We start from the raw sequence: 19,831 nt of genomic DNA on the forward strand, positions 1-19,831 counted from the left end.
ACTCAGTATCCCGAACCCCTCCCGAATCGTCTCCATACCGTAGTGTCCCCAGACACCCGTGAGACGATGCCCCGCAAGCCGGCCCTCGACGAACTCCCCCCCGCCGATTCCCCCCTGGCGCCCAAGTCCCCACGACGCTCCCGCGTCCGCAAGGGCGACAGCGACGCCAAGAAGACGGACGCCGACAGCCTCCGTCCTCCGTCATCCGTCGAGCTCGCTACTGAAGCCCGCAAGCGCTACGTCGCCCGCGAAATCTCCGGCATCGCCCTCCTCCTCGGCGCCCTCTTCATCGCCGGTGCCCTGATCTTCGGCCGCGCCCCCGCCGCCACCGAATCCTGCGCCGCCGCCGGCGGCGCCTTCGGCCCCGTTGGCGGCTGCATCCGCTGGTCCGTCCTCGGCCTCGTCGGCGCGCTCGCCGCCGTCATCGTCCCGCTCATCCCGGCCGTCCACGGCCTGCGACTCCTCGGCCGCCTCGAGGAGAGCGAGGACCAGCGCTTCCTCGTCTTCACCATCGGCCTCGCCGCCATCATCCCCATCGCCGCCGGCCTCGCGCGGCTCGGCATCGTCGCGCCCGGCAGCCCCGACGTCCTCGCCGGCCTCTGGGGCGCCATCGCCGCGTACTACCTCACCGAAGTCATCGGCTTCGCGGGTGCGTGGATCCTCGTCGCGATTGGCTTCTCCGCGCTCGCCGCAGTCACGCTGGGGTGGAATCCGGTTCGGGTGCTCCTGAATATCGGGCGCAAGCAGAACGGTGATCAACGCAGAGGCGCAGAGGGCACAGAGAACGGCACTACGCTCGCCGAGGCCTTGGCGCCTGACGCGGCGGAGATGCCGAGTGTGGATCTCTCATTGATGGGGATCACGCCCAAGGCTGCTGCGGCTGCGGTACCCACGCGCGAGGAGCCCCGCATCGAGGAGCCGCTCGACACGCTGGTGGACGAGTCGGAAGACGACCCCCAGCTCGCGCTCAAGGGCAACAAGACGAAGACCGGAGGACTGAAGGGAAAGACCACGCCAGCCGAGCAGGATGCGGTTGCAGGTCGCATCCGTCATCCGTCATCCGTCCCCGTCCCCGTCCCCGGCTCCGGCTCCGTCCCCGCCCAAGCCCCCGACGCCCTCCCCAGCATCGACCTCCTCACCCCGCCCCCCGAGCGCAACGAAGCCCTCAACAAAGCCCAGCTCGACCAGATGGGCGCCAAGCTCATCGACTCGCTGGCGACCTTCAAGGTCAGCGGCACGCTCACCGGGCGCACCAGCGGGCCGACGGTCACGCAGTTCGAGATCGAGCCGGCGCCGGGCGTGAAGGTGCGGCAGTTCGCCAACCTCGCCAACGATCTCGCGCTGGCGATGCGCGCGCCGAGCATCCGCATCGTCGCGCCGATCCCGGGCAAGGGCGCCGTGGGCGTCGAGGTGCCGAACCCGACGCCGGAGATGGTCGCATTCCGCGAGATGCTGGAGTCCAAGGACTACCAGTCCAAGCCGATGGCCCTTCCCATCGGGCTCGGCCGCGACCTCGAGGGCAAGCCCGTCATCGCCGACCTCGCCAAGATGCCGCACCTGCTCATCGCCGGTGCGACGGGCTCGGGCAAGTCGGTCTGCGTCAACACCATCATCACGTCGCTCATCTACCGGCACACGCCCAAGACGCTGCGCTTCTTGATGGTGGACCCGAAGATGGTGGAGCTCAGCGTCTACAACGTGCTGCCGCACCTGCGACACAAGGTCGTCACCGACAACCGCGACGCGGCCTCGGTGCTCAAGTGGGCCGTGCTGGAGATGCAGGAGCGCTACGCCCTCCTCGCCGAGAACGGCGCGCGCAACATCCAGGACTTCAACCAGAAGGTCCGCGACGGCCAGGAGCTCCGGAAGCCGAAGGCCCCCAACGTTGGTTTCGAGGACCGCGACTACAAGGGCGGCGTCCTGCCGTACATCGTCGTCGTCATCGACGAACTCGCCGACCTGATGATGACCGTGGCCGCCGAGGTTGAGACGCCGCTGGCGATGCTCGCGCAGAAGGCGCGCGCCATCGGCATCCACCTCATCCTCGCCACGCAGCGGCCCTCCGTGAACGTCATCACCGGCCTCATCAAGGCGAACTTCCCGAGCCGCATCGCCTTCCGCGTGGCCAGCCAGATCGACTCACGCACCATCCTCGACGGGATGGGCGCCGAGAGCCTGCTCGGCAACGGCGATATGCTCTTCATCCCGCCCGGCAAGAGCGAGCCCAGCCGCCTGCAGGGCGCGTTCTTGAGCAACGACGACACCGAGCGCCTCGTGAGCTGGTATCGGGAGCGCAAGGAAGCGCGCAAGGCGGCGATGGAAGCCGAGGGCCTCATCGCCATCGACGAGAGCGCCGCCGAGGAGGACATCCTGGCGCGCGTGAAGGCGTTGGAGGCGCTGGAGGCCGGGGGCGGGGAAGAGTCCGTGGAGGACCCCAGCGACCGCGACAAGCTCTTCCGCGAAGCGGCGGAGGTGTGCATCCAGCATCAGGGCGGCTCGACCTCGCTCCTGCAGCGCCGGCTCAAGATCGGCTACGGCCGTGCGGCGCGGATCATCGACCAGCTCCACCTGGCGGGGGTGCTGGGGCCGCCGGATGGCTCGAAGCCGCGCGATGTGTTGGTGGGACTAGAGGACCTGGATCGGATCGCGGGGGATCGCGCGGCGTAGCGCAGGGCGAAGCTTGGTGTTGCGCTCGGCGAGGCGCGCGGCATCGCGCGCTGCACGAGTCCTTGATTATCCCGGCGGGATTCAGATGCTCGCCATCGCCGTGCGGCATCTGAGACTTGAGGATGTCTCGCGCCGGCCCAATCGTCTTCCCCGCGGGTGTTCTGAGTCACGCAGTGGGGAAGCGTCTCGGGTGGGGGCGGAGGCGATTGGTGGTATGGTTGCACAGCGACACGCTGCAGCACATCCAGCATCGCCGCGGGCTGATGGCTGCCGCCGTGCTGGGCATCATTGGGGAGGTACTGGCGAGCCCAAGCCTGTTGGGATTCGAACGCAACAGCCGCCGCCGATTGCTCGTCGTAGGCCCTGAAGGTGTCGAGAGGCAGTTCGCGGTCGCGGTGAAAGTCACCGCACGGCCGCCTGCGCCGCCTACGCTCTGGGTAAGCACGGCATTCCACGTCTCGATGCGATCCTTGCAGCGGTTAGGCCGAAGGCATAGCTTGTTCAGCAGCAGGTGATGTGCCACAAGGGCGGAAAGTCGCGCACCGCCAGGCGTCCGAAAGGACGCGACACAGATGCCACCCGGCGCGCAACGGCTGTGGCTCGTCACCAGCGAAGGGAGGCAGACCGTTTGACGGTCGCCTCCCTTCGTGTTAGCGGGATGGCGAATGTTCTCGTCACCACCCGCAATACGGCGGTCACACCGATCTCGCGGCGCGACCCTACTGTGCCGCCACGATGACCGCCCACAACCAACGCCTCGGCCACCTCGGCGAACGCATCGCCGAGCGCTGGCTCCGCAAACACGGCTACACCATCCTCGCCCGCCGCTTCAAGTTCGGCCGGCGCGACATCGACCTCGTCGCCCAACGCGACGCCACCGTCGCCTTTGTCGAAGTCAAGGCGCGCAAAGGCGACGAGTTCGGCGATCCGGTGGAAGCCGTACATCACCGCAAGCAGCGCGAACTCAGCAAGTCCGCGCGCGTCTGGATCGATCGGCACGGCAGGGACGGCGAGCAGTACCAGTTCGACGTCGTCGGCGTGCTCATCGCGCCGGAGCGCATCGCGGTCAAACACGTCACCAACGCATTCACGGTGTGAGCGCATCCCAGCAAAGCACGTCACCAACGCATTCACCGTCTAATCGCATCGCCAGAACACGGTACCAATCCCTCCGCAGTGTGACCTGCATCGCACGCACGCGGCGTGGGGAGGTAACCACGGATTGGCCACAAGTTCCGGTAACATCTCTGTGTCCCAGCCCGAAGCCCCGAGCAATGTTCCACACCGCCCCAGAGTGTGGAAAATTGTGGAAAAGTTGTCTCCGTGAACACGCTGTCCACAGGAAATAAATGTCACCGATACCACTTAAAGCATTACACAGAAACAGTTTGTCAGAAACACACAAATCGCTGTCCAGAAAATATCCGGCAACAAACTTTCTGGGGATTCACCCTTGACTGGCCCCCAGCGGCTTCGTAGTATCTTCGGTGTCCGACCGGTCCTCCCGGACCACCCGCTCCATTCGCACTTCCTTCGGGGCTAGCCCCCGACTCCCGCGCGGGTAGATTCCCTTTACCTCTCCGAGGTTCTCGATGGCTACGACGACGGCAGCACAGCAGGACGATCGCAAGAAGGCGCTGGGCCTGGCGGTGTCGCAGATCGAGAAGTCGTTCGGGAAGGGCGCCATTATGCAGATGGGGAAGGATGGCGCGAAGGTGCGGGTGGACGCGATTCCGACGGGAGCGATCAACCTCGATGCCGCGATTGGCGTCGGCGGATTCCCCCGGGGCCGCATCACCGAGATCTACGGGCCGGAAAGCAGCGGCAAGACGACGGTCTGTCTCCACGTCGTGGCCAATGCGCAGAAGGCAGGCGGCACGGCGGCCTTCATTGACGCCGAGCACGCGTTGGATACGGACTACGCCGCCAAGCTGGGCGTGGACGTCGAGAAGTTGCTGGTCAGCCAGCCCGATACGGGCGAGCAGGCGCTCGAGATCTGCGAGATCCTGGTCCGGAGCGGGGCGGTGGACGTGATCGTGGTGGACTCGGTGGCGGCGCTGGTGCCGAAGGCCGAGATCGAGGGGGAGATGGGCGACTCGCACGTGGGCCTGCAGGCCCGCTTGATGAGTCAGGCGCTGCGGAAGCTCACCGGCGCCATCGCCCGGTCGAACTGCTCGGTGGTGTTCATCAACCAGCTGCGTGAGAAGATCGGGGTGATGTTCGGCAGTCCCGAGACGACCACCGGCGGCAAGGCCCTGAAGTTCTACGCGTCGCTGCGGCTCGACATCCGCCGCATCGGCCCGGTGAAGGATAAGGAAGACGTGGTCGGCTCACACGTCCGCGTGAAGGTGGTGAAGAACAAGGTGGCGCCGCCGTTCCGCCAGGCGGAGTTCGACATTATGTACGCCGAGGGGATCTCGCATACGTCGCTGCTGGTGGACATCGGTGCCGACAGCGGGATCATCGAGAAGTCGGGCGCCTGGTACAGCTACGGCGACCAGCGGATCGGGCAGGGTCGGGAGAACGCGAAGCTCTTCCTGCGCGACAATCCGAAGGTGATGGCGGAGATCGAGGAGAAGGTGAAGGGGGTCCTGGGGATCACGAAGGTGGTGGCGGAGCCCGAGGCAGAGGAGTAAGTCGGACAGGAGACGTGAGACTTGAGACGTGGGAGCCATCCCAAGTCTCCCGTCTCAAGTCCCAAGTCTTGGATCGGGGGTGTGATCAACAGTGAGTCGTCGGGGCCCGGAATCCCCGCCGTTCCACTGAGGGTCCGCCCCCGATTCTGCTTTTCGCCAATCACAGCTGAACACGTCAATACGAGTATTGACAGGCGGCTTCACCCACCCTATCCTGGCGGATGACCAAGTCCACCTGGCTTCAGGTCCGGCTCACGTCCGCCGAGAAGGAAGCGCTCCGCGAAAGCGCGGCAAGAGCCGGCCAAGACATTTCCAGCTTCGTCATTCAGCGCACGCTCTGGCCGGCGGCGCCGGAGTTCGAGCAGTTGGTGCGCTGGATGCTCCGGTCCCCGGATTCCCACGTGCCGTACGCGGAATTCGCGGACTATCTCCACACGCTTCCGGCGGCGCGCGGGGCGGAGCTGGCGAGCAAGCCGGCCGGCTTCGACGAGCTGAGCGCGTACCAACAGAACAGCATTTGCGCGATGATCGAGCACCGCTGCGCGTTCTGGGAAGTGAACCCGCCACGATGGCTGCTGGAGGTGCCCTCGCTGGACGTCCCGCATTTTGCGGGCGGACTGATGTCCTGGCGCCCATACCTGCTGGTGATGTCGCCGCTGGTGTTTCGGCGCCGCAACCTGTTTGTGGAGCGCGGAATGGGTGGGCGCCTCGCGCCCATCACGCCGCCGGCCACGGCAGAGGAGGCGCTCCTCCTCTCGCGGGCGTTCGGCGACTCCGCCGCGGTCGTGCCGCGACGGCACGTCGCCGAGCAGTCGCCTACCTATGGCGATTCGCCCTCGCTCACGCGCGACAGGATCATCGCACTCTTCGAGACGCTTGACCTCGAGATCACGCGAACGGGCGTGAAGGCGGAGCTCCTCGTCGTCGGCGGCGCGGTGATGACGGTCGTGTTTCAGGCACGAGAGCAGACCAAGGATATTGACGCCATCTTCGAGCCCGCCGACATCGTGCGCGCCGCCGTGATCCGCATCGCCGAGCGAGAAGGGCTCGCGCCAGATTGGCTCAACGACGCGGTCGGCGGATTCCTTTCCCCGCGCGCGCAATTCGATCCCTACTTCGAAGGCGAATCGCTGCGCGTCTTCGTTGCGCGGGCCGACTACCTGCTCGCGATGAAGATTCTCGCGATGCGCAAAGAGCAGGAGTACCACGATCTCGACGACATCCGCTTCCTCTGCCGCTACCTCGGCGTCACCACCGCCGACCAAGCAATGCACATCGTCGAGCGCTACTACCCGGTCTCGCGGCTGCAACCGCGGCATCGGTTTGGGTTGGAGGAACTGCTTGGGACGGATGACGGATGACGGATGCTCACTGCGCGCGCATCTCTGAACTCCGCGAATCGGCGCGGCGGCCGGGGCGCTACGACGTCCGCCTAGAGCCGTCAGGCGAGAAGCTCCCGGTATCCATAGAACTCATCGCCCAGCTCAAGCTCAATCCGGGCCGCGAACTCAACCCCGCCGAGTACGCGCGCCTCGTGCAGGGCGCCCGCGCCGTCGCCTGCTACGACAAAGCCCTCGCCACGCTCGGCGCCCGCGCGCGCAGCAGCGCGGATCTCAAACGCTGGCTTAAGACCAAGGACTTCACCGACGCCGAGATCGCGCCCGTCACCGAGAAGCTCACCGCACTCGGCCTCCTCGACGACCGCGAGTACGCGCGCAGCTTCGCCCGCAGCCGCCTCGCCCCCAGCCGCGGCTTCGGCCCACGACGCGTCGCCGCGGAACTCGCGAAGCGAGGCGTCCCGCGAGCGATAGTGGACGAGACCCTCGCGGAGCACGCGAGGGAGCAGGAAGCCGAGGCCGCGGCCATCGCAGAGCAGGGAGGTGAGCCGCGGCTATCGGCCGTCGCGGCCGCAGCGGCGAAGAAGATGAAGGCGCTCGAGAAGCTGGAGCCTGAGATCAAGCGGAGGCGCCTCTATGGGTACCTCGCGCGCCGGGGATTCTCGGGTGCAGAAATCGGCGCCGTGCTGCGAAAGATTGGGAGAGGGGAGGCGGAAGGCGGGTGACGGCAGGGAGATGAAGAGAGGGGAGATGGCTGAGAGAGGGAAGACGCTCGGGAGATGACCCTCTCCCTTCTCCCAACCATCTCCCCTCTCCCCGCCGTAACCCACCTCCCCCCTCCCATCTCCCAACCAGCAATCGCTCAACCGTCAAGTACCGCCCGGACTGCCCGCTCAAGCGCTTCCAAACCGTACGGCTTAGAAATGAAGTGCCCCCCCTCCAGCCCGAACTGCTGCGCCACCGCGTCCCGCGAGTAGCCTGACGTAAACAGCACCCGCAGCCCCGGGATCCGCTCGTGCAGCGCCGCCGCCAGCTCCGGCCCCGTCATCCCCGGCATCACCATATCCGTGATGAGCAGTTCCACCTGCGGCGTGTCCGCTGCATCCACCAGCGCCAACGCCGCCTCGCCGCTGCCGGCTTCCAGCACGCGATAGCCGCGCATCGTCAGCACCTTCACCGCCACGCGGCGGATTGCGTCTTCGTCCTCCACCACGAGCACCGTCTCGCCCTTGTGGACCAGGGGGCCGCCGGCGGCGGGGGTGTGAGCGGCCAGGCCCTCGGCGCGGACCAAGGGCACGTCGCCGGCGTTCACTGCCGACAGCTTGGTGGGGCCCGAGGGACGCTCGACGATGTCTTCCGGCACGCGCGGGAAGAACAGCTTGAACGTGGTGCCGCGCCCGGGCTCGGAGTACACCCAGATGCTGCCGCCGATCTGCCGCACGATGCCATACGCCGTCGGCAAGCCGAGCCCGGTGCCCTTGCCGGCGGGCTTGGTGGTGAAGAACGGTTCGAAGATCCGGTCGCGCGTGACGGCGTCCATCCCGTGTCCGGTGTCGCTCACATAGAGGGCCACGTACTCGCCGGGCTGCACCGTGACGTGCCGCGCCGCCTCGGCGTCGAGCACCACGTTCTCGGTGCTGATGGTGAGCGTGCCACCCTCGGGCATCGCGTCGCGGGCGTTGACGCTGAGGTTCATCAGCACCTGCTCCAGTTGCCCGGCGTCGCCCATCATCTTCCAGAGCTGGTTGCCGGGCTGCACCGCGATGGTGACCTGTTCGCTGATCACGCGGGTGATCAGCGTGACCACCTCGCGCACGACCTGGTTGAGGTCCAGCACCTTGACCTCGAGCACCTGCTGTCGGCTGAAGGCGAGCAGTTGCCGCGTGAGCCGCGCCCCGCGTTCGCTGGCTTGCTTGATCGTGCGCAGGTCCTCGTGCAGCTCGCCGTCGGGCGGCACCTGGGCCAGCGCCACTTCCGCGGTGCCGCTGATGACCGTGAGCAGGTTGTTGAAGTCGTGCGCCACGCCGCCGGCGAGCCGCCCGATGGCCTCGATGCGCTGCGACTGCTGCAGTTGCAGCTCCAATGCGCGCCGCGCCGTGATGTCGCGCTTGATGGCGATGAAGTGCGTGATCTCGCCCTGCGCGTCCTTCACCGGCGTGATCGTCTGCTCTTCGGTGTACTCGGTGCCATCCTTCTTTCTATTGATCAATTCGCCGCTCCACACCTGGCCCGCGAGCAGCGTGTTCCACATCCGCTCGTAGAATTCGCGGCCTTGGCGGTTGGACTTGATCAGGTCTCGCGGATTCTTCCCCAGCGCTTCCTGCGCCGGGTACAGCGTCAGCGCGCAAAACGCCGGATTCACCCACTGGAAGTTGCCCTCGCGGTCGGTGATGGCGATGGCGTCGACTGTCGCGCTGAGCGCCGCCGCCTGCAGCGCGTTGCGCGCCTCGGCGTCGCGCTGCTCCGTGATGTCCACCATCAGGCCCTGCAGGCAGAGCGGCTCGCCGGCGTCGTCGTGCAGCACCTGGGCCGTGTCGTGCAGGATGCGATACGTGCCGTCGGCGCGGCGGAATCTGTAGGTGATGTCCACCGCATCGCCGCACGCGCGCTGCTCCTGTAGGCGCTCGAGCGTCGCCTCCCGGTCCTCCGGGTGCAGGCAAGCCACCCAGAGGTCCGGCGAGGCCGTCCAGGTCTCCACCGAGTAGCCGAGGCGCTGGATGGCCGGGCTCACGTACAGCGTCGTCGACTGCTCGTCCAGCGCCGCGCGGTACACGATCGCCGGCACCTGCTCCGTGAGCGAGCGGAAGCTCTTCTCGCGCTCGGCGAGCGCGCGCATCGTGGCGGCGCGATGCAGGCGGTCCTGCAGCAGCCAGCCGAGGAAGACCGCGGCGGCCGCGGAGGCTACGGGTAGCACCGGCGTGAGGTACCGGAGGTGTTGCCACGTCTCGTCGTCAAACTGCGAGCGCGCCAACCCCAGTTGCATCGCGCCGACCAGCGTCCCCAGCACCACGAACTCCACGACGTGCAACTCCTCAACCTTCCTCTGCCGCATTTCGCGCCACGCCAGCCCTAGCAACGCCGAGAGCACGATGAACGCAACGCCAACCGGCGCGAAAGCGCCACCTACCGCGAGCCGGTACGCCACGGCCATCGCCACCGCGACGCTGGTCGGCAGCGCGCCGAGGAACAGTCCGCTCATCACCAGCAGGATTCCGCGCGTGTCGAGGTACGCCCCCGGCTCAACTTCCACGCGCGCCAGCATCGCCCCGATTGCCAGCGCCCCGATCAGGAAGCCGAGCAGCAGCTCACCGCGGCGCCCGAGCCGACTCGTCGTGCGGCGAGTGAACAGGTCGACCACGACTGCGGCGGCGAGCAATAACGCAGCGTTCTGAGCGAACTCGCCAAGGAAGGCCATTCGGGATTCTCGGGTCTGTGCCGGGTTGGCGCAAGCGTGGGTTTTCGGGGGGCAGTGTGGCCTTCGGGTGGGAGTCGGGAGGGGGGAGGGGGGGGTGGCGGTGGGGAGACGGGAGGCGGGAGATGGCTGGGAGAAGGGAGATGCTCGGGACCAATGACCTAGGCCACTCGGTGTCTCAAAATGCCTCAGACGCGCCGGAGTAGGTCGCGCGCGAGTCAGTGTGCCGCACATTGTTCGATCTGCGCCACGGGTGGAGTGGATTTGGAGGCTGTCCGCCGTAGACTCCGTCGGTAAATTCGTCTACTATGGCCTCGCACTCAAACTCACTCGGCAGCGACTCCCGGATCGGTCCATTCACGCTAGCCCCGGAGGGCGCCGTCCTCTGCGCCAACGCGCCGCACGGTTCGCTGCGCATCCGCACCGGCTGGGGAGCCGGCCTGGATCTTCGCGATCTGCTCGCTACGCGCGTGCGCGAACTCACCGGCACAACAGACGAGCGGTTCCCGGTGTCGGTGTACCTGCGCGCGGGCGAGCGGGGAGACACGGTGCGGGCGGTGCCGCGCGACCATCAATCGGCCCGCGTGCTCGCCATCACCGCCGCAACGCAGGGGAGCACGGTCGCGGCGGGATGGACCGGCGCACGCTCCAGCGACGCGCTGCTCGCCGCCGCCAAGTCCGGCCGCCTCATCGAGTCGATGCAAACCCACAGCGTGGCGGCAGGCGACGCGCTCGCGCTGCCCGACGGCATCCTGTACTCCGTCGGCAAGGGTGTGCGTGCGCTCGACATCGGCACCGGCGACGCTGCGGTGCAGGTGCTGCCCGCCAGCGGTATCGGGACGGACCCCGGCGTGAACATCTCGGCGCGCCCGGATCACGTCCTGCGCGCCGAAGTCGCCAGCCAACCGTGCTTTGACGGCGCAGACCTCCGCGTCACGCGCCTCTCCGCCGGCATCTTCCGCGCGATCGACCTCGCTCACCCGGGCAAGCGCGACAACCACGGGCCGCTGGTGCTGGTACCCACGGGCCACGGTGTGCGTGTGCGCGCCAACGGCAGCGAGTACAACGCCGAGTTGTTCGAAGCGACCATCATCCCGGCCTCGCTGGTCTTCGCGGCCGCATTCGAAGTCGCTGCGGGCAGCGAAGCTTGGGCAATCGGCGTGCGCACCGGCGGCTGACGCGCCCTCCGGGCGTTGTGACGGCGGCCGCTAAGGCCTTATCATTCAAGGATATGCACGCCGCCGAAATCCGCCGCCGCTTCCTCTCCTACTTCGAGCGGCAAGCCCACGCCGTCCGCCCCAGCTCCTCCCTCGTCCCCGCCGACGACCCCACCCTGCTGTTCACCAACGCGGGGATGGTCCAGTTCAAGAAGGTCTTCCTCGGCCAGGAGCAGCCCCCCGAGGGCAACCGCCGCGCGACCACGAGCCAGAAGTGCGTCCGCGCCGGCGGCAAGCACAACGACCTCGAGCAGGTGGGCCACACTGCGCGCCACCACACCTTCTTCGAGATGCTGGGGAACTTCTCCTTCGGCGACTACTTCAAACGCGATGCGATTCGCTTCGCCTGGGAGTTCGTCACCGAGGAGCTGAAGATCCCGCAGGCGCACATCCGCGTCACGGTCTACAAGGACGACGACGAAGCCCGCCAGCTCTGGGTGAAGGAGACCGGCATCGACGCCAGCCGCGTCTACGGGCTCGGCGAGAAGGACAACTTCTGGCAGATGGCCGACACCGGCCCCTGCGGCCCCTGCTCGGAGATCTACGTCGACCTCGCCCACTTGGCGAAGGACTTCGAGTTCCCCGCAGGCGCCAGCGGCGAATGGACCGACCGCAAGCGCACGGACTTCTCGCAGGACGCCTTCGTCGAAGGCGCCGAGGCAGGGCGCTTCCTCGAGATCTGGAACCTCGTGTTTATGCAGTTCGACCGGCAGGCGGATGGCACGCTCATCCCGCTGCCGAAGCCCAGCGTCGACACCGGCGCCGGCCTCGAGCGCATCGCCGCCGTGATGCAGGGCGTCGCGAACAACTACCACACCGATCTCTTCACGCCGCTGCTCAAGCGCGTGGCCGAGATCACAGGCACGCCCTACGCCTACAGCAACGAGAACTCGGCGTCGTACCGCGTGCTCGCAGACCACGCGCGTGCGGTGAGCTTCCTGCTCGCCGACGGTGTGTTCCCGAGCAACGAAGGCCGCGGCTACGTGCTGCGCCGCATCCTCCGCCGCGCCGTGCGCCACGCCTGGCTGCTCGGCCGCCGCGAACCCACGCTGGTGCTCGTGGTCGAGACGCTGTTGGAAATGATGCAGGAGCACTTCCCCGAGCTCGCCTCGCGCAAGAAGCACATCCTCGACACCACGCGCGCCGAGGAAGAGCGATTCCTCGCCACCATCGAAGGTGGCCTCGACCGCTTCGAGCAGTTGGCGCCCAAGGGCAGCACGCAGGGCAGTTCGGCGATTCGCGGTACCATCGCAGGAGAGGACGTTTTCAAGCTCTACGATACATTCGGCTTCCCGGTGGACCTCACCGAGCTGATGGCCCGCGAGCGTGGTTATCTGGTGGACGTCGCTGGCTTCGAGGCAGCGCTGGGTGCGCAGCGGAAGCAGAGCCAGGAGGAGCGGAAATCGCGCAAGCTGTCCGTGGCGGCGGATGAACTGGGCGACCTAGCTAGCTGGACGGATGACGGAGGACGGATGCAAACGACTTCCGCTGGGCGGTTTGTGGGCTATACGGCCACTTCCGTCTCCACCGCTGTCGTGGGCATCAAGGAGCTGGACGACGGGCAGGTGGCGGTGATGCTTGCTGAGTCGCCGTTCTACGCCGAGTCGGGTGGGCAGGTCTCGGACCGCGGAGAGATCCGTGGCGAGAACTGGTCGGTGGACGTGACTGAGGTGCGCAAGATCGACGGCAAGGTGGCGGCGATCGGATTGCCCTCGGGGACGGTGCGCTTCGGGCTGGCGACGGCGACGGTGCCGGCGGACCTGCGCCGCGACACCGAGCGCAATCACACCGCGACGCATCTCCTGCACGCCGCCCTCCGCCACGTACTCGGCGAGCACGTGCACCAAGCCGGCTCGCTCGTGGCGCCGGACCGCCTGCGCTTCGACTTTACGCACCACGGTCCCATCGGCGCCGAGCAGTTGGCGATGATCGAGCAGATGGTGAACGACGGCATCTGGGCCAACGTGGAGCTGCGCATCGCCGAGAAGACATATCAGGAGGCGATTGCCGGCGGCGCGATGGCGCTCTTCGGCGAGAAGTACGGCGACGTGGTGCGCGTGGTGGAGATTCCGGGGCTCAGCACCGAGCTCTGCGGCGGCACGCACGTGAAGAACACGGGGACCATCGGCCTCTTCCGCATCGTGAGCGAAAGCGGCGTGGCCGCCGGCGTGCGTCGCATCGAGGCGCTCACCGGCCGTGGGGCCTTCGCGCTGCTGCGCGAGCGTGAGCAGACGCTGGCTGGGCTCGCCGAGCGTCTCAAGGTCAACGCACTCTCGGCGGACGTGATCGGGAAGAAGCTCGATAGCCTGCTGGCCGAGAAGAAGACGCTCGAGAAGCGGCTCGACGAGGCGCTCAAGGGCGGCGGGGCGCAGCAGGACCTGCTGGGCGGCGCGGAGATTGTGGGCGGCGTGAAGCTGGTGGCCAAGCCGGTGAAGGTGCCGACGATGAAGGACCTGCAGGCGCTCGGCGACGTGGCGCGCGAAGGGCTCGGCTCAGGCGCAGCTGCGCTGCTCGGCGAGTTTGAGGACGGGAAGCTCGGCCTGGTCGTGGTGATCACTGACGACCTGCGGGCACGCGGGCTCTCTGCGGGGGCCATCGTGAAGGCGCTAGGCGCCAAAGCCGGCATCAAGGGCGGCGGCAAGGAGCATATGGCCCAGGCTGGGGTGCCGGACGGTCGCGGTGGCGACGTGTTGGCGTTGGCCGCTGCCGAGCTGCGGAGTTTGCTCGGCTCTGGTGCGTGAGGTCGGCGCGGAGCGGGAACGCCGGAATGTTCCGCCACCAGCCGCGGTGCAGAGGTGTTGACGTGGTCGGCAGATGTTCGTAGTATTCGGGTGCCGCTCCGAATAGTATTTAATGGAGCGGTCTATTTAGGGAGCCCCTGCGGGGGCTCCCTTATTTTTTGCCCCTGGAGGGTCTATGGATCGTGTTGCCGTGTTTGTCGATGCCGGTTACGTATTTGCTCAGGGCTCCGTCCTTCTCAGTGGCCAGAAGCAGCCTCGTGGAGACCTCCGACTGCACGCTGTCGCTGCCCTGCAGGCCCTGACGGCGTTTGCCGAATCGACGGCGGCGCTGCCGCTACTTCGGATTTACTGGTACGACGGCACGTCAGTCGGCCCCACTGCTCAACACACCGCGCTGGCGCACCTTCCCTCAGTCAAGGTTCGCCTTGGCTTCGTGAATCGCGCGGGAGAGCAGAAGGGAGTGGATTCGTTGATTGTGACCGACATGATCAGTCTCGCACGCAACCGGGGGATGGCCGATGCCGTTCTCGTGTCGGGGGACGAGGATCTGCGAGTCGGAGTGCAACAGGCGCAAGAGTTCGGAGTTCGTGTGCACCTTCTTGGTATTGAACCGAGTCGCGGAAATCAATCGCAGTTTCTCCTGCAGGAAGCGGATACGTGCCACGAGTGGACGGCAAGCGATGTGGCCGCGTTTCTCGCGTACGTGCCACGCGACGCTCAAGCGAAGCACGCGACTCCAGTCCCTTCGGGGGTCGTCGCGCCACAGGGAAGCACGGGACACCCCTACGACGCAGTCATTCGCGAGACGGCGCTTGAGCTTTCGCGTGAGCTGCTGCCTCTCATTGTCTCGGGGTACAAGGCGGCCGCCCAGATTCCGCGCGAGGTCGATGCGAAGCTCCTCGCCCGCGCGCGCAGGGTGCTGTCCCGCGACTTGGAGCCAAGAGAGAAGAAAGACCTCCGCATTCGCTTCATCTCGTTCTGCGAGCGCCGGGTGACGGGCCCAGGCTAGTGCTCTGTCCCGGGCGCTCCCGCTCCTCGCCTCTCCATCAAGCTCTCGGCCGTACGCTACTTGCCGCGCGTCACGTGACGCGTTACAATCGCTATCAGGAGGAGGTGCTATGGCAATCGCGAATACCAAGGCCCGCGAGGCTCGGCCAATTCACCCTGGCGAAATTTTGCGTGAGGATTTCGTGCCCCAGTACGGCCTCACGGTGGCTGGGCTCGCTGCGGCTGCGGGTGTGTCGCGGCAGTCGATCAACGAGCTCCTGCGCGAGCGCCGGGCGCTGAGCCCCGAGATGGCCCTGCGCTTGAGTGCGCTTTTCGGGACAACGCCGGACTTCTGGCTCAACCTGCAGCGCAACGTGGATCTGTGGGATGCGGGCAGGGCGCTCAAGCGGTCAGGCACGAGGATCCGTCGGCTGCGCGTCGCCTGAATCGCTCGGCCACCGCGGAGTTGCGCGCCGTAGTCGCGTCTTCTGCGTGCTAGAGGCGCGGGGCGGGAGCGTCCGAAGGGGCCGTGCGCGAAGCGGTCAGGCCCCGTAGGACGCTCCCGCTCTGCGCCAACCGGATGACAGCAATAACCGGTATAAAAATACCAGTAAGACTGTTCAAAGCACCATAAGTGGTGTATATTTACCACATATGGACACTTCATTGAATACGCTCCCTCAGCGCATCGCCGAACGCCTGCGAGCGCGACGCCTCGCCTTGGGCTGGTCGCGCCGCACGCTCGCCGAGCGCGCCGCCGTAGCCCCCGAGACGCTGCGCGCCTTCGAGCGCAGCGGGCAGATCTCGCTCGCACGCCTTGTGCGCCTCGCGGTCGCCCTCGGGGTCGACGCCGAGCTCGAGCGGCTGTTCGTGGTGGCCCCGGCACCGCGCTCGCTCGACGAACTCGCGCCGCCGGCCCCGCGCCGCCAGCGGGGGCGCTGAGCCCGGTGGACGAGCAACTCCACGTCCTGCTCGCAGACGGGCCGTCCCCGCGGCGCGTGGGACGGCTGCGCGACGTGGGCACCGGCCCGCACTTTGAGTTCGATCCTGACTTCCTCGGCGAGGGCATCGAGCTCTCACCGCTGACGCTCCCGCTGCGCGCCGGCGTGGTCGGGCCAGGGCCTCGGCATTGGCACCGGCTGCGCGGACTGTTCGGCGATGCCATCCCCGACGGATTCGGGCTCAAGGTGCTGCACCAGGCGCTGCGTCGCGGCGGGCGCGACCCGCGCCGCGTGACGCCGCTGCAACTGCTCGCCGCCGTGGGCGATCGCGGGATGGGGGCGCTGTGCTACCGGCCAGCCGACGCGCTGTGGGGGGAGCCAGCGGAACTGCCGTCGCTGGCCGAACTCTCCGCCGAGGCCGCGCGGGTAGATGCCGGCGACATCGACGAGCTGCCCGACGCGCTACGGCGCGCCGCCGGTGCGTCGGGCGGCGTACGGCCCAAGGTGGCGGTCGCGCTGCACGCGGATGGGCGCGTGCGCGACGCCAGCCTGCCTCTGGCCGAGGGCTTCCGGCCCGTACTCGTGAAGTTCCGCGCCGCGCTGGATCCCGCGACGCAGGTGCCGGTGGAGGCGGCGTACCTCCAGATGGCCGCCGCTGCCGGACTGCAGGTGCCGCGGCAGGAGCTGGTCGCGTTGCCCGGCGGCGAGGCGGCGCTGGTGCTCGATCGCTTCGACCGCAGCGGGGATGGGCGGCTGCACGTGCAGAGCTTTGCGGCGCTGCTCGAGCTGGACTTCCGGGTGGATCTGGTGGACTACGACACCCTGCTCGACACGACGCGTCGCCTGACGCGCGACTTTGCGCAGGTGGAGCAGGCGCTGCGGCTCGCCGCGTTCAACGTGCTGGCGGGCAATCGCGACGACCACATCAAGAACATCTCGTTCGTGATGTCGCCCGACGGCCGCTGGCGGCTGGCGCCGGCGTACGACCTGACGCCGAGCGTCGGCGGCGGGTACCACGCGATGTCCTGCGACGGGGAGTCCGTACGGCCCACCGCCGCGCACGTCGAGCGCGTGGGCCTGCGGGCGGGCTTCGATCGCTCCCAGGTCCGCGCGGTGCTGGAGGAAGCGCAGGCGGCCCTCGCGCGGTGGGAGGAGTTCGCCGAGGCCAGCGCGGTACCCGCGCAGGTGCGGCGTGAGGTGGGGCGATCGCTCGGAGGGAGGGAGTCGCCGCGCCCGTAGGGGCCGTGCGCGAAGCGGATGAGCCCCGCAACTCGATGGTACAGGCGATCTGGAGTTGGAGGCCGATGATGCGTCAGCCTCGCCGCGGACACGTAGTGCTCTTGTGTCCTCCGCGGAGCGGTACGCCATTGACGTATACCACTCCACTCGGTACGTTACGTGCACATCATCGAGACTGCGGCGTTCTCGCGACGCGCGCACGACTTGCTCTCGGACGAGGAGTTCCGGCTGCTGGAGTCCGCTCTGGTGCGTCGGCCGCTTGCCGGAGTTCTGATTCCCGGGACTCACGGGCTGCGGAAGCTACGCTGGGCGCTCTCCGGCAGAGGCAAGCGCGGTGGCGCTCGTGTGATTTACTACGTCCGCACTGACGCGGGGCGACTGTACTTGCTCTACATCTACGCCAAGAACGAACGGGAAGACCTGACGTTGGCCGAGCTGCGCGACATTCGCGCCTACCTGTCCGCCGAGGACGAGGGGGACTGATGCGGAAGGAGATGTTCGAGGAACTCCTGCAGAGTATTCGGGAGATGAAGGAGATTGAGGCAGGCCGCCTAAAGCCCGCTCGCATCACGTCGAGCGAGGAGATCTTGAGCCGCGATGTTCGTGACGTGGCTGCCCTTCGTCAGCATTTCGGCCTCAGCCAGCGGAAGTTCGCCGCCCTCCTCGGCATCAGCGTCGGGACGCTGCAGAACTGGGAGCAGGGCCGGCGCCAGCCCGAGGGCCCGGCCCGGGTCCTGCTACGGGTAGCCGCCGCGCATCCGGAAGCCGTGTTGGACGTCGCGAAGGTGGGGCAGGTGAAGAAGGCGGGGCGGGTGAAGAAGGCGGGGCAGGTGGTGGGGCAGGGAGGGAGTCGCCGCGCCCGTAGGGGCCGTGCGCGAAGCGGTCAGGCCCCGTAGGGCGCGGCGGCTCCCGACCGAGCACGCCGATCCCAGAGCAGCCGTCGCGTTCCAACACGCCCTGCGCGTATCTTTCCAAAATGACCGTTTCCACGCCCTCACCCGCCGCCGCGTGGGTCGCCGCGCACTCGGGCGACGCCCCGCCGGCGCTGATCGCCCGGGTCCAGGACATCCTCGCCGCCGATGCCTCGGCCGCCGGGGAGTCCTCGGTAGCCGAGTCGCTGCTCAAGGCCGGAGAGACGCTCCTAGCCGCCGTACTCAAGGACGGCGAGGCCGGGCGGGCGGTGGCCCTCGACCTGCTCGCTGCGGACACCTGCGTGACCTGGGCCTTCGAGGCCGCCGCAGCCGAGCCCGGCACGCTGCCCGAGCGCGCGGAATCGGCGATGCGCCGCATCGCGGAGCTCGCCCGGTGAGCAAGCACACGGTGCAGTCCGCCGCGCAGCACCTGCAGGACCTGGCCGCGACGGCCGCGCGCACGGCCGAGGCGCTGGGGCCGCAGATCGCCCAGGCCACGCAGTGGACGCGGGAGTGCCTGGCGGCCGGCGGAACCTTGTTCTTCTGCGGCAACGGCGGCTCGGCGGCCGACGCGCAGCACATCGCCACCGAGTACACCATCCGCTACCTGCGGGAGCGGAAGGCGCTGCGGGCGGTGGCCCTGACCACCGACACTAGCGCACTTACCGCGGCCGGGAATGACTTCGGCTTCGACGAGGTCTTCAGCCGTCAGGTCGAGGCGCTGGGGCGGGCAGGGGACCTGCTCTTCGTGCACACGACCAGTGGCAACTCGCCCAATTGTTTACGCGCAATAGAGTCCGCGCGAGCCCTCGGGATGAAGACCGTGGCCCTGACCGCCAAGGACGGTGGCAAGGTGAAGGGGATGGCCGACCTGACGCTGATCGTGCCTACCACGCGGACCGACCGGGCGCAGGAGTTGCACCTCGCGATCCAGCACGCCATCTGCGATGCGGTGGACGCCGAGGTGGCGGGATGAGCGTGCCGGCGATGTTCTCGCTGAAGGGCAAGCGGGCGGTGGTGACGGGCGGCTCGCGGGGGATTGGCGGGGCCTGTTCCGAGCTGCTGGCCGAGTGTGGGGCGGACGTGTGCTTGGGTTACCGGTCGCGGGCGGCAGACGCCCGAGCGATGGTGACAAAGCTCACTGGCCTCGGGGTGCGATCGGTGGCACATTCTAGCGACTTGGGGACGGCCGCAGGCGCGGATTCGCTCATCGCCGCGGCCGTCTCGGCGTTTGGCGGGGTGGACATCGTGATCCACTCGGCGGGGATCTGGCCGGTGGAGGACGTTCCGGTGCAGGAGATGAGCGACGAGCGCTGGCATCGGACGATGCGGGAGAACCTGGATGCGATGTTCTTCGTTTCGAGAGCGGCTGCGCGCGTGTTGGGGGATGGCGGGCGGATCGTGCACATCTCGAGTACGGCGGGGCAGCGTGGGGAAGCGGGACACGCGGACTATGCGGCGACGAAGGGGGCGATGATTTCGTTCGTCAAGTCGCAAGCGATTGAGCTGGCGCGGCGTGGGATGACGGTGAACTGCGTGGCGCCGGGGTGGGTGGATACGGAGATGTGTGCGGTGCCGTATGCGGATGGTGGGAAGGCCCGCATTGAAGCGGGGATTCCGAATGGTCGAGTGGCGAGTCCGACAGATGTGGCGTGGGCGGCGGTGGCGTTGTGTGCGCCGGGGGCGCGGCATCTGGTCGGTGAAATCGTGAACGTCAATGGTGGGGCGGTGCTCTGTGGATAG

General features: G+C 67.7%; 17 protein-coding genes. 16 read left to right on the plus strand and 1 reads right to left on the minus strand.

All coding sequences use genetic code 11. The features are described from left to right. The first annotated feature begins 66 nt into the window (after positions 1-66). The 5 genes from KF689_05195 (at position 67) to KF689_05215 (ending at position 7,365) form a co-directional block, all read left to right on the plus strand. Positions 67-2,667, plus strand: a complete 2,601-nt coding sequence (locus tag KF689_05195; GenBank protein MBX3132766.1) for a DNA translocase FtsK 4TM domain-containing protein — start codon at positions 67-69, stop codon at positions 2,665-2,667. A gap of 735 nt (positions 2,668-3,402) precedes the next feature. After that, the gene (locus tag KF689_05200) at positions 3,403-3,765 is read left to right on the plus strand and encodes a YraN family protein (protein ID MBX3132767.1); all 363 of its coding nucleotides are present in this window, start codon (positions 3,403-3,405) and stop codon (positions 3,763-3,765) included. 494 nt (positions 3,766-4,259) lie between these two features. After that, positions 4,260-5,303 (plus strand): recombinase RecA, encoded by a 1,044-nt coding sequence (gene recA, locus KF689_05205; GenBank protein MBX3132768.1) that lies wholly within the window; start codon positions 4,260-4,262, stop codon positions 5,301-5,303. 221 nt (positions 5,304-5,524) lie between these two features. Continuing rightward, positions 5,525-6,664, plus strand: a complete 1,140-nt coding sequence (locus KF689_05210; GenBank protein ID MBX3132769.1) for a hypothetical protein — start codon at positions 5,525-5,527, stop codon at positions 6,662-6,664. After that, the gene (locus tag KF689_05215; protein MBX3132770.1) at positions 6,661-7,365 is read left to right on the plus strand and encodes a RecX family transcriptional regulator; all 705 of its coding nucleotides are present in this window, start codon (positions 6,661-6,663) and stop codon (positions 7,363-7,365) included. Before KF689_05210 ends, KF689_05215 begins: the two co-directional genes overlap by 4 nt. A gap of 137 nt (positions 7,366-7,502) precedes the next feature. Here the strand turns inward: KF689_05215 and KF689_05220 are convergent, their stop codons facing one another. Continuing rightward, a complete protein-coding gene (locus KF689_05220; protein ID MBX3132771.1) occupies positions 7,503-10,055 on the minus strand; it encodes a PAS domain S-box protein in 2,553 nt (850 codons plus the stop codon). A gap of 305 nt (positions 10,056-10,360) precedes the next feature. Between KF689_05220 and KF689_05225 the strand changes: the two genes are divergently transcribed. The 11 genes from KF689_05225 to KF689_05275 all read left to right on the plus strand — a co-directional run bounded on the left by KF689_05225 (position 10,361) and on the right by KF689_05275 (position 19,831). Continuing rightward, on the plus strand, positions 10,361-11,230 hold the full coding sequence (locus tag KF689_05225; protein ID MBX3132772.1) for a hypothetical protein: 870 nt from the start codon (positions 10,361-10,363) through the stop codon (positions 11,228-11,230). A 53-nt stretch (positions 11,231-11,283) separates the two neighbouring features. Next, a complete protein-coding gene (gene alaS, locus KF689_05230) occupies positions 11,284-14,010 on the plus strand; it encodes an alanine--tRNA ligase (GenBank protein MBX3132773.1) in 2,727 nt (908 codons plus the stop codon). 175 nt (positions 14,011-14,185) lie between these two features. Further along, positions 14,186-15,019 (plus strand): NYN domain-containing protein, encoded by an 834-nt coding sequence (locus tag KF689_05235; protein MBX3132774.1) that lies wholly within the window; start codon positions 14,186-14,188, stop codon positions 15,017-15,019. Between the two features lie 109 nt (positions 15,020-15,128). After that, the gene (locus tag KF689_05240) at positions 15,129-15,443 is read left to right on the plus strand and encodes a HigA family addiction module antidote protein (GenBank protein MBX3132775.1); all 315 of its coding nucleotides are present in this window, start codon (positions 15,129-15,131) and stop codon (positions 15,441-15,443) included. A gap of 220 nt (positions 15,444-15,663) precedes the next feature. Further along, a complete protein-coding gene (locus KF689_05245; GenBank protein ID MBX3132776.1) occupies positions 15,664-15,939 on the plus strand; it encodes a helix-turn-helix transcriptional regulator in 276 nt (91 codons plus the stop codon). Positions 15,940-15,944: 5 nt separating this feature from the next. Next, positions 15,945-17,177, plus strand: a complete 1,233-nt coding sequence (locus tag KF689_05250) for a type II toxin-antitoxin system HipA family toxin (protein MBX3132777.1) — start codon at positions 15,945-15,947, stop codon at positions 17,175-17,177. 159 nt (positions 17,178-17,336) lie between these two features. After that, entirely contained in the window at positions 17,337-17,660 is a 324-nt protein-coding gene (locus tag KF689_05255) for a type II toxin-antitoxin system RelE/ParE family toxin (GenBank protein ID MBX3132778.1), read from the plus strand. Then, positions 17,660-18,073, plus strand: coding sequence for a helix-turn-helix domain-containing protein (locus KF689_05260; protein MBX3132779.1), 414 nt, complete (start codon positions 17,660-17,662; stop codon positions 18,071-18,073). Before KF689_05255 ends, KF689_05260 begins: the two co-directional genes overlap by 1 nt. Before the next feature lie 80 nt (positions 18,074-18,153). Further along, entirely contained in the window at positions 18,154-18,486 is a 333-nt protein-coding gene (locus KF689_05265; GenBank protein MBX3132780.1) for a hypothetical protein, read from the plus strand. After that, positions 18,483-19,064, plus strand: a complete 582-nt coding sequence (locus tag KF689_05270; protein ID MBX3132781.1) for an SIS domain-containing protein — start codon at positions 18,483-18,485, stop codon at positions 19,062-19,064. The genes KF689_05265 and KF689_05270 overlap by 4 nt, the downstream gene beginning before the upstream one ends. Beyond that, positions 19,061-19,831: an SDR family oxidoreductase gene (locus KF689_05275; GenBank protein MBX3132782.1), complete on the plus strand. Its 771-nt coding sequence runs from the start codon at positions 19,061-19,063 to the stop codon at positions 19,829-19,831. The genes KF689_05270 and KF689_05275 overlap by 4 nt, the downstream gene beginning before the upstream one ends.

The organism is Gemmatimonadaceae bacterium (genome assembly GCA_019637355.1).
Classification (GTDB): Bacteria; Gemmatimonadota; Gemmatimonadetes; order Gemmatimonadales; family Gemmatimonadaceae; genus Pseudogemmatithrix.

What these genes read in the sequence shown, in the direction of transcription:
- KF689_05200 (MBX3132767.1), top strand. Translation starts at nt 3,403, where the DNA reads ATGACCGCCCACAACCAACGCCTCGGCCACCTCGGCGAACGCATCGCC.
- KF689_05260 (MBX3132779.1), top strand. Translation starts at nt 17,660, where the DNA reads ATGCGGAAGGAGATGTTCGAGGAACTCCTGCAGAGTATTCGGGAGATG.
- KF689_05265 (MBX3132780.1), top strand. Translation starts at nt 18,154, where the DNA reads ATGACCGTTTCCACGCCCTCACCCGCCGCCGCGTGGGTCGCCGCGCAC.
- KF689_05240 (MBX3132775.1), top strand. Translation starts at nt 15,129, where the DNA reads ATGGCAATCGCGAATACCAAGGCCCGCGAGGCTCGGCCAATTCACCCT.
- recA (MBX3132768.1), top strand. Translation starts at nt 4,260, where the DNA reads ATGGCTACGACGACGGCAGCACAGCAGGACGATCGCAAGAAGGCGCTG.
- KF689_05235 (MBX3132774.1), top strand. Translation starts at nt 14,186, where the DNA reads ATGGATCGTGTTGCCGTGTTTGTCGATGCCGGTTACGTATTTGCTCAG.
- KF689_05220 (MBX3132771.1), bottom strand. Translation starts at nt 10,055, where the DNA reads ATGGCCTTCCTTGGCGAGTTCGCTCAGAACGCTGCGTTATTGCTCGCC.
- KF689_05275 (MBX3132782.1), top strand. Translation starts at nt 19,061, where the DNA reads ATGAGCGTGCCGGCGATGTTCTCGCTGAAGGGCAAGCGGGCGGTGGTG.
- KF689_05215 (MBX3132770.1), top strand. Translation starts at nt 6,661, where the DNA reads ATGACGGATGCTCACTGCGCGCGCATCTCTGAACTCCGCGAATCGGCG.
- KF689_05225 (MBX3132772.1), top strand. Translation starts at nt 10,361, where the DNA reads ATGGCCTCGCACTCAAACTCACTCGGCAGCGACTCCCGGATCGGTCCA.
- KF689_05195 (MBX3132766.1), top strand. Translation starts at nt 67, where the DNA reads ATGCCCCGCAAGCCGGCCCTCGACGAACTCCCCCCCGCCGATTCCCCC.
- alaS (MBX3132773.1), top strand. Translation starts at nt 11,284, where the DNA reads ATGCACGCCGCCGAAATCCGCCGCCGCTTCCTCTCCTACTTCGAGCGG.
- KF689_05210 (MBX3132769.1), top strand. Translation starts at nt 5,525, where the DNA reads ATGACCAAGTCCACCTGGCTTCAGGTCCGGCTCACGTCCGCCGAGAAG.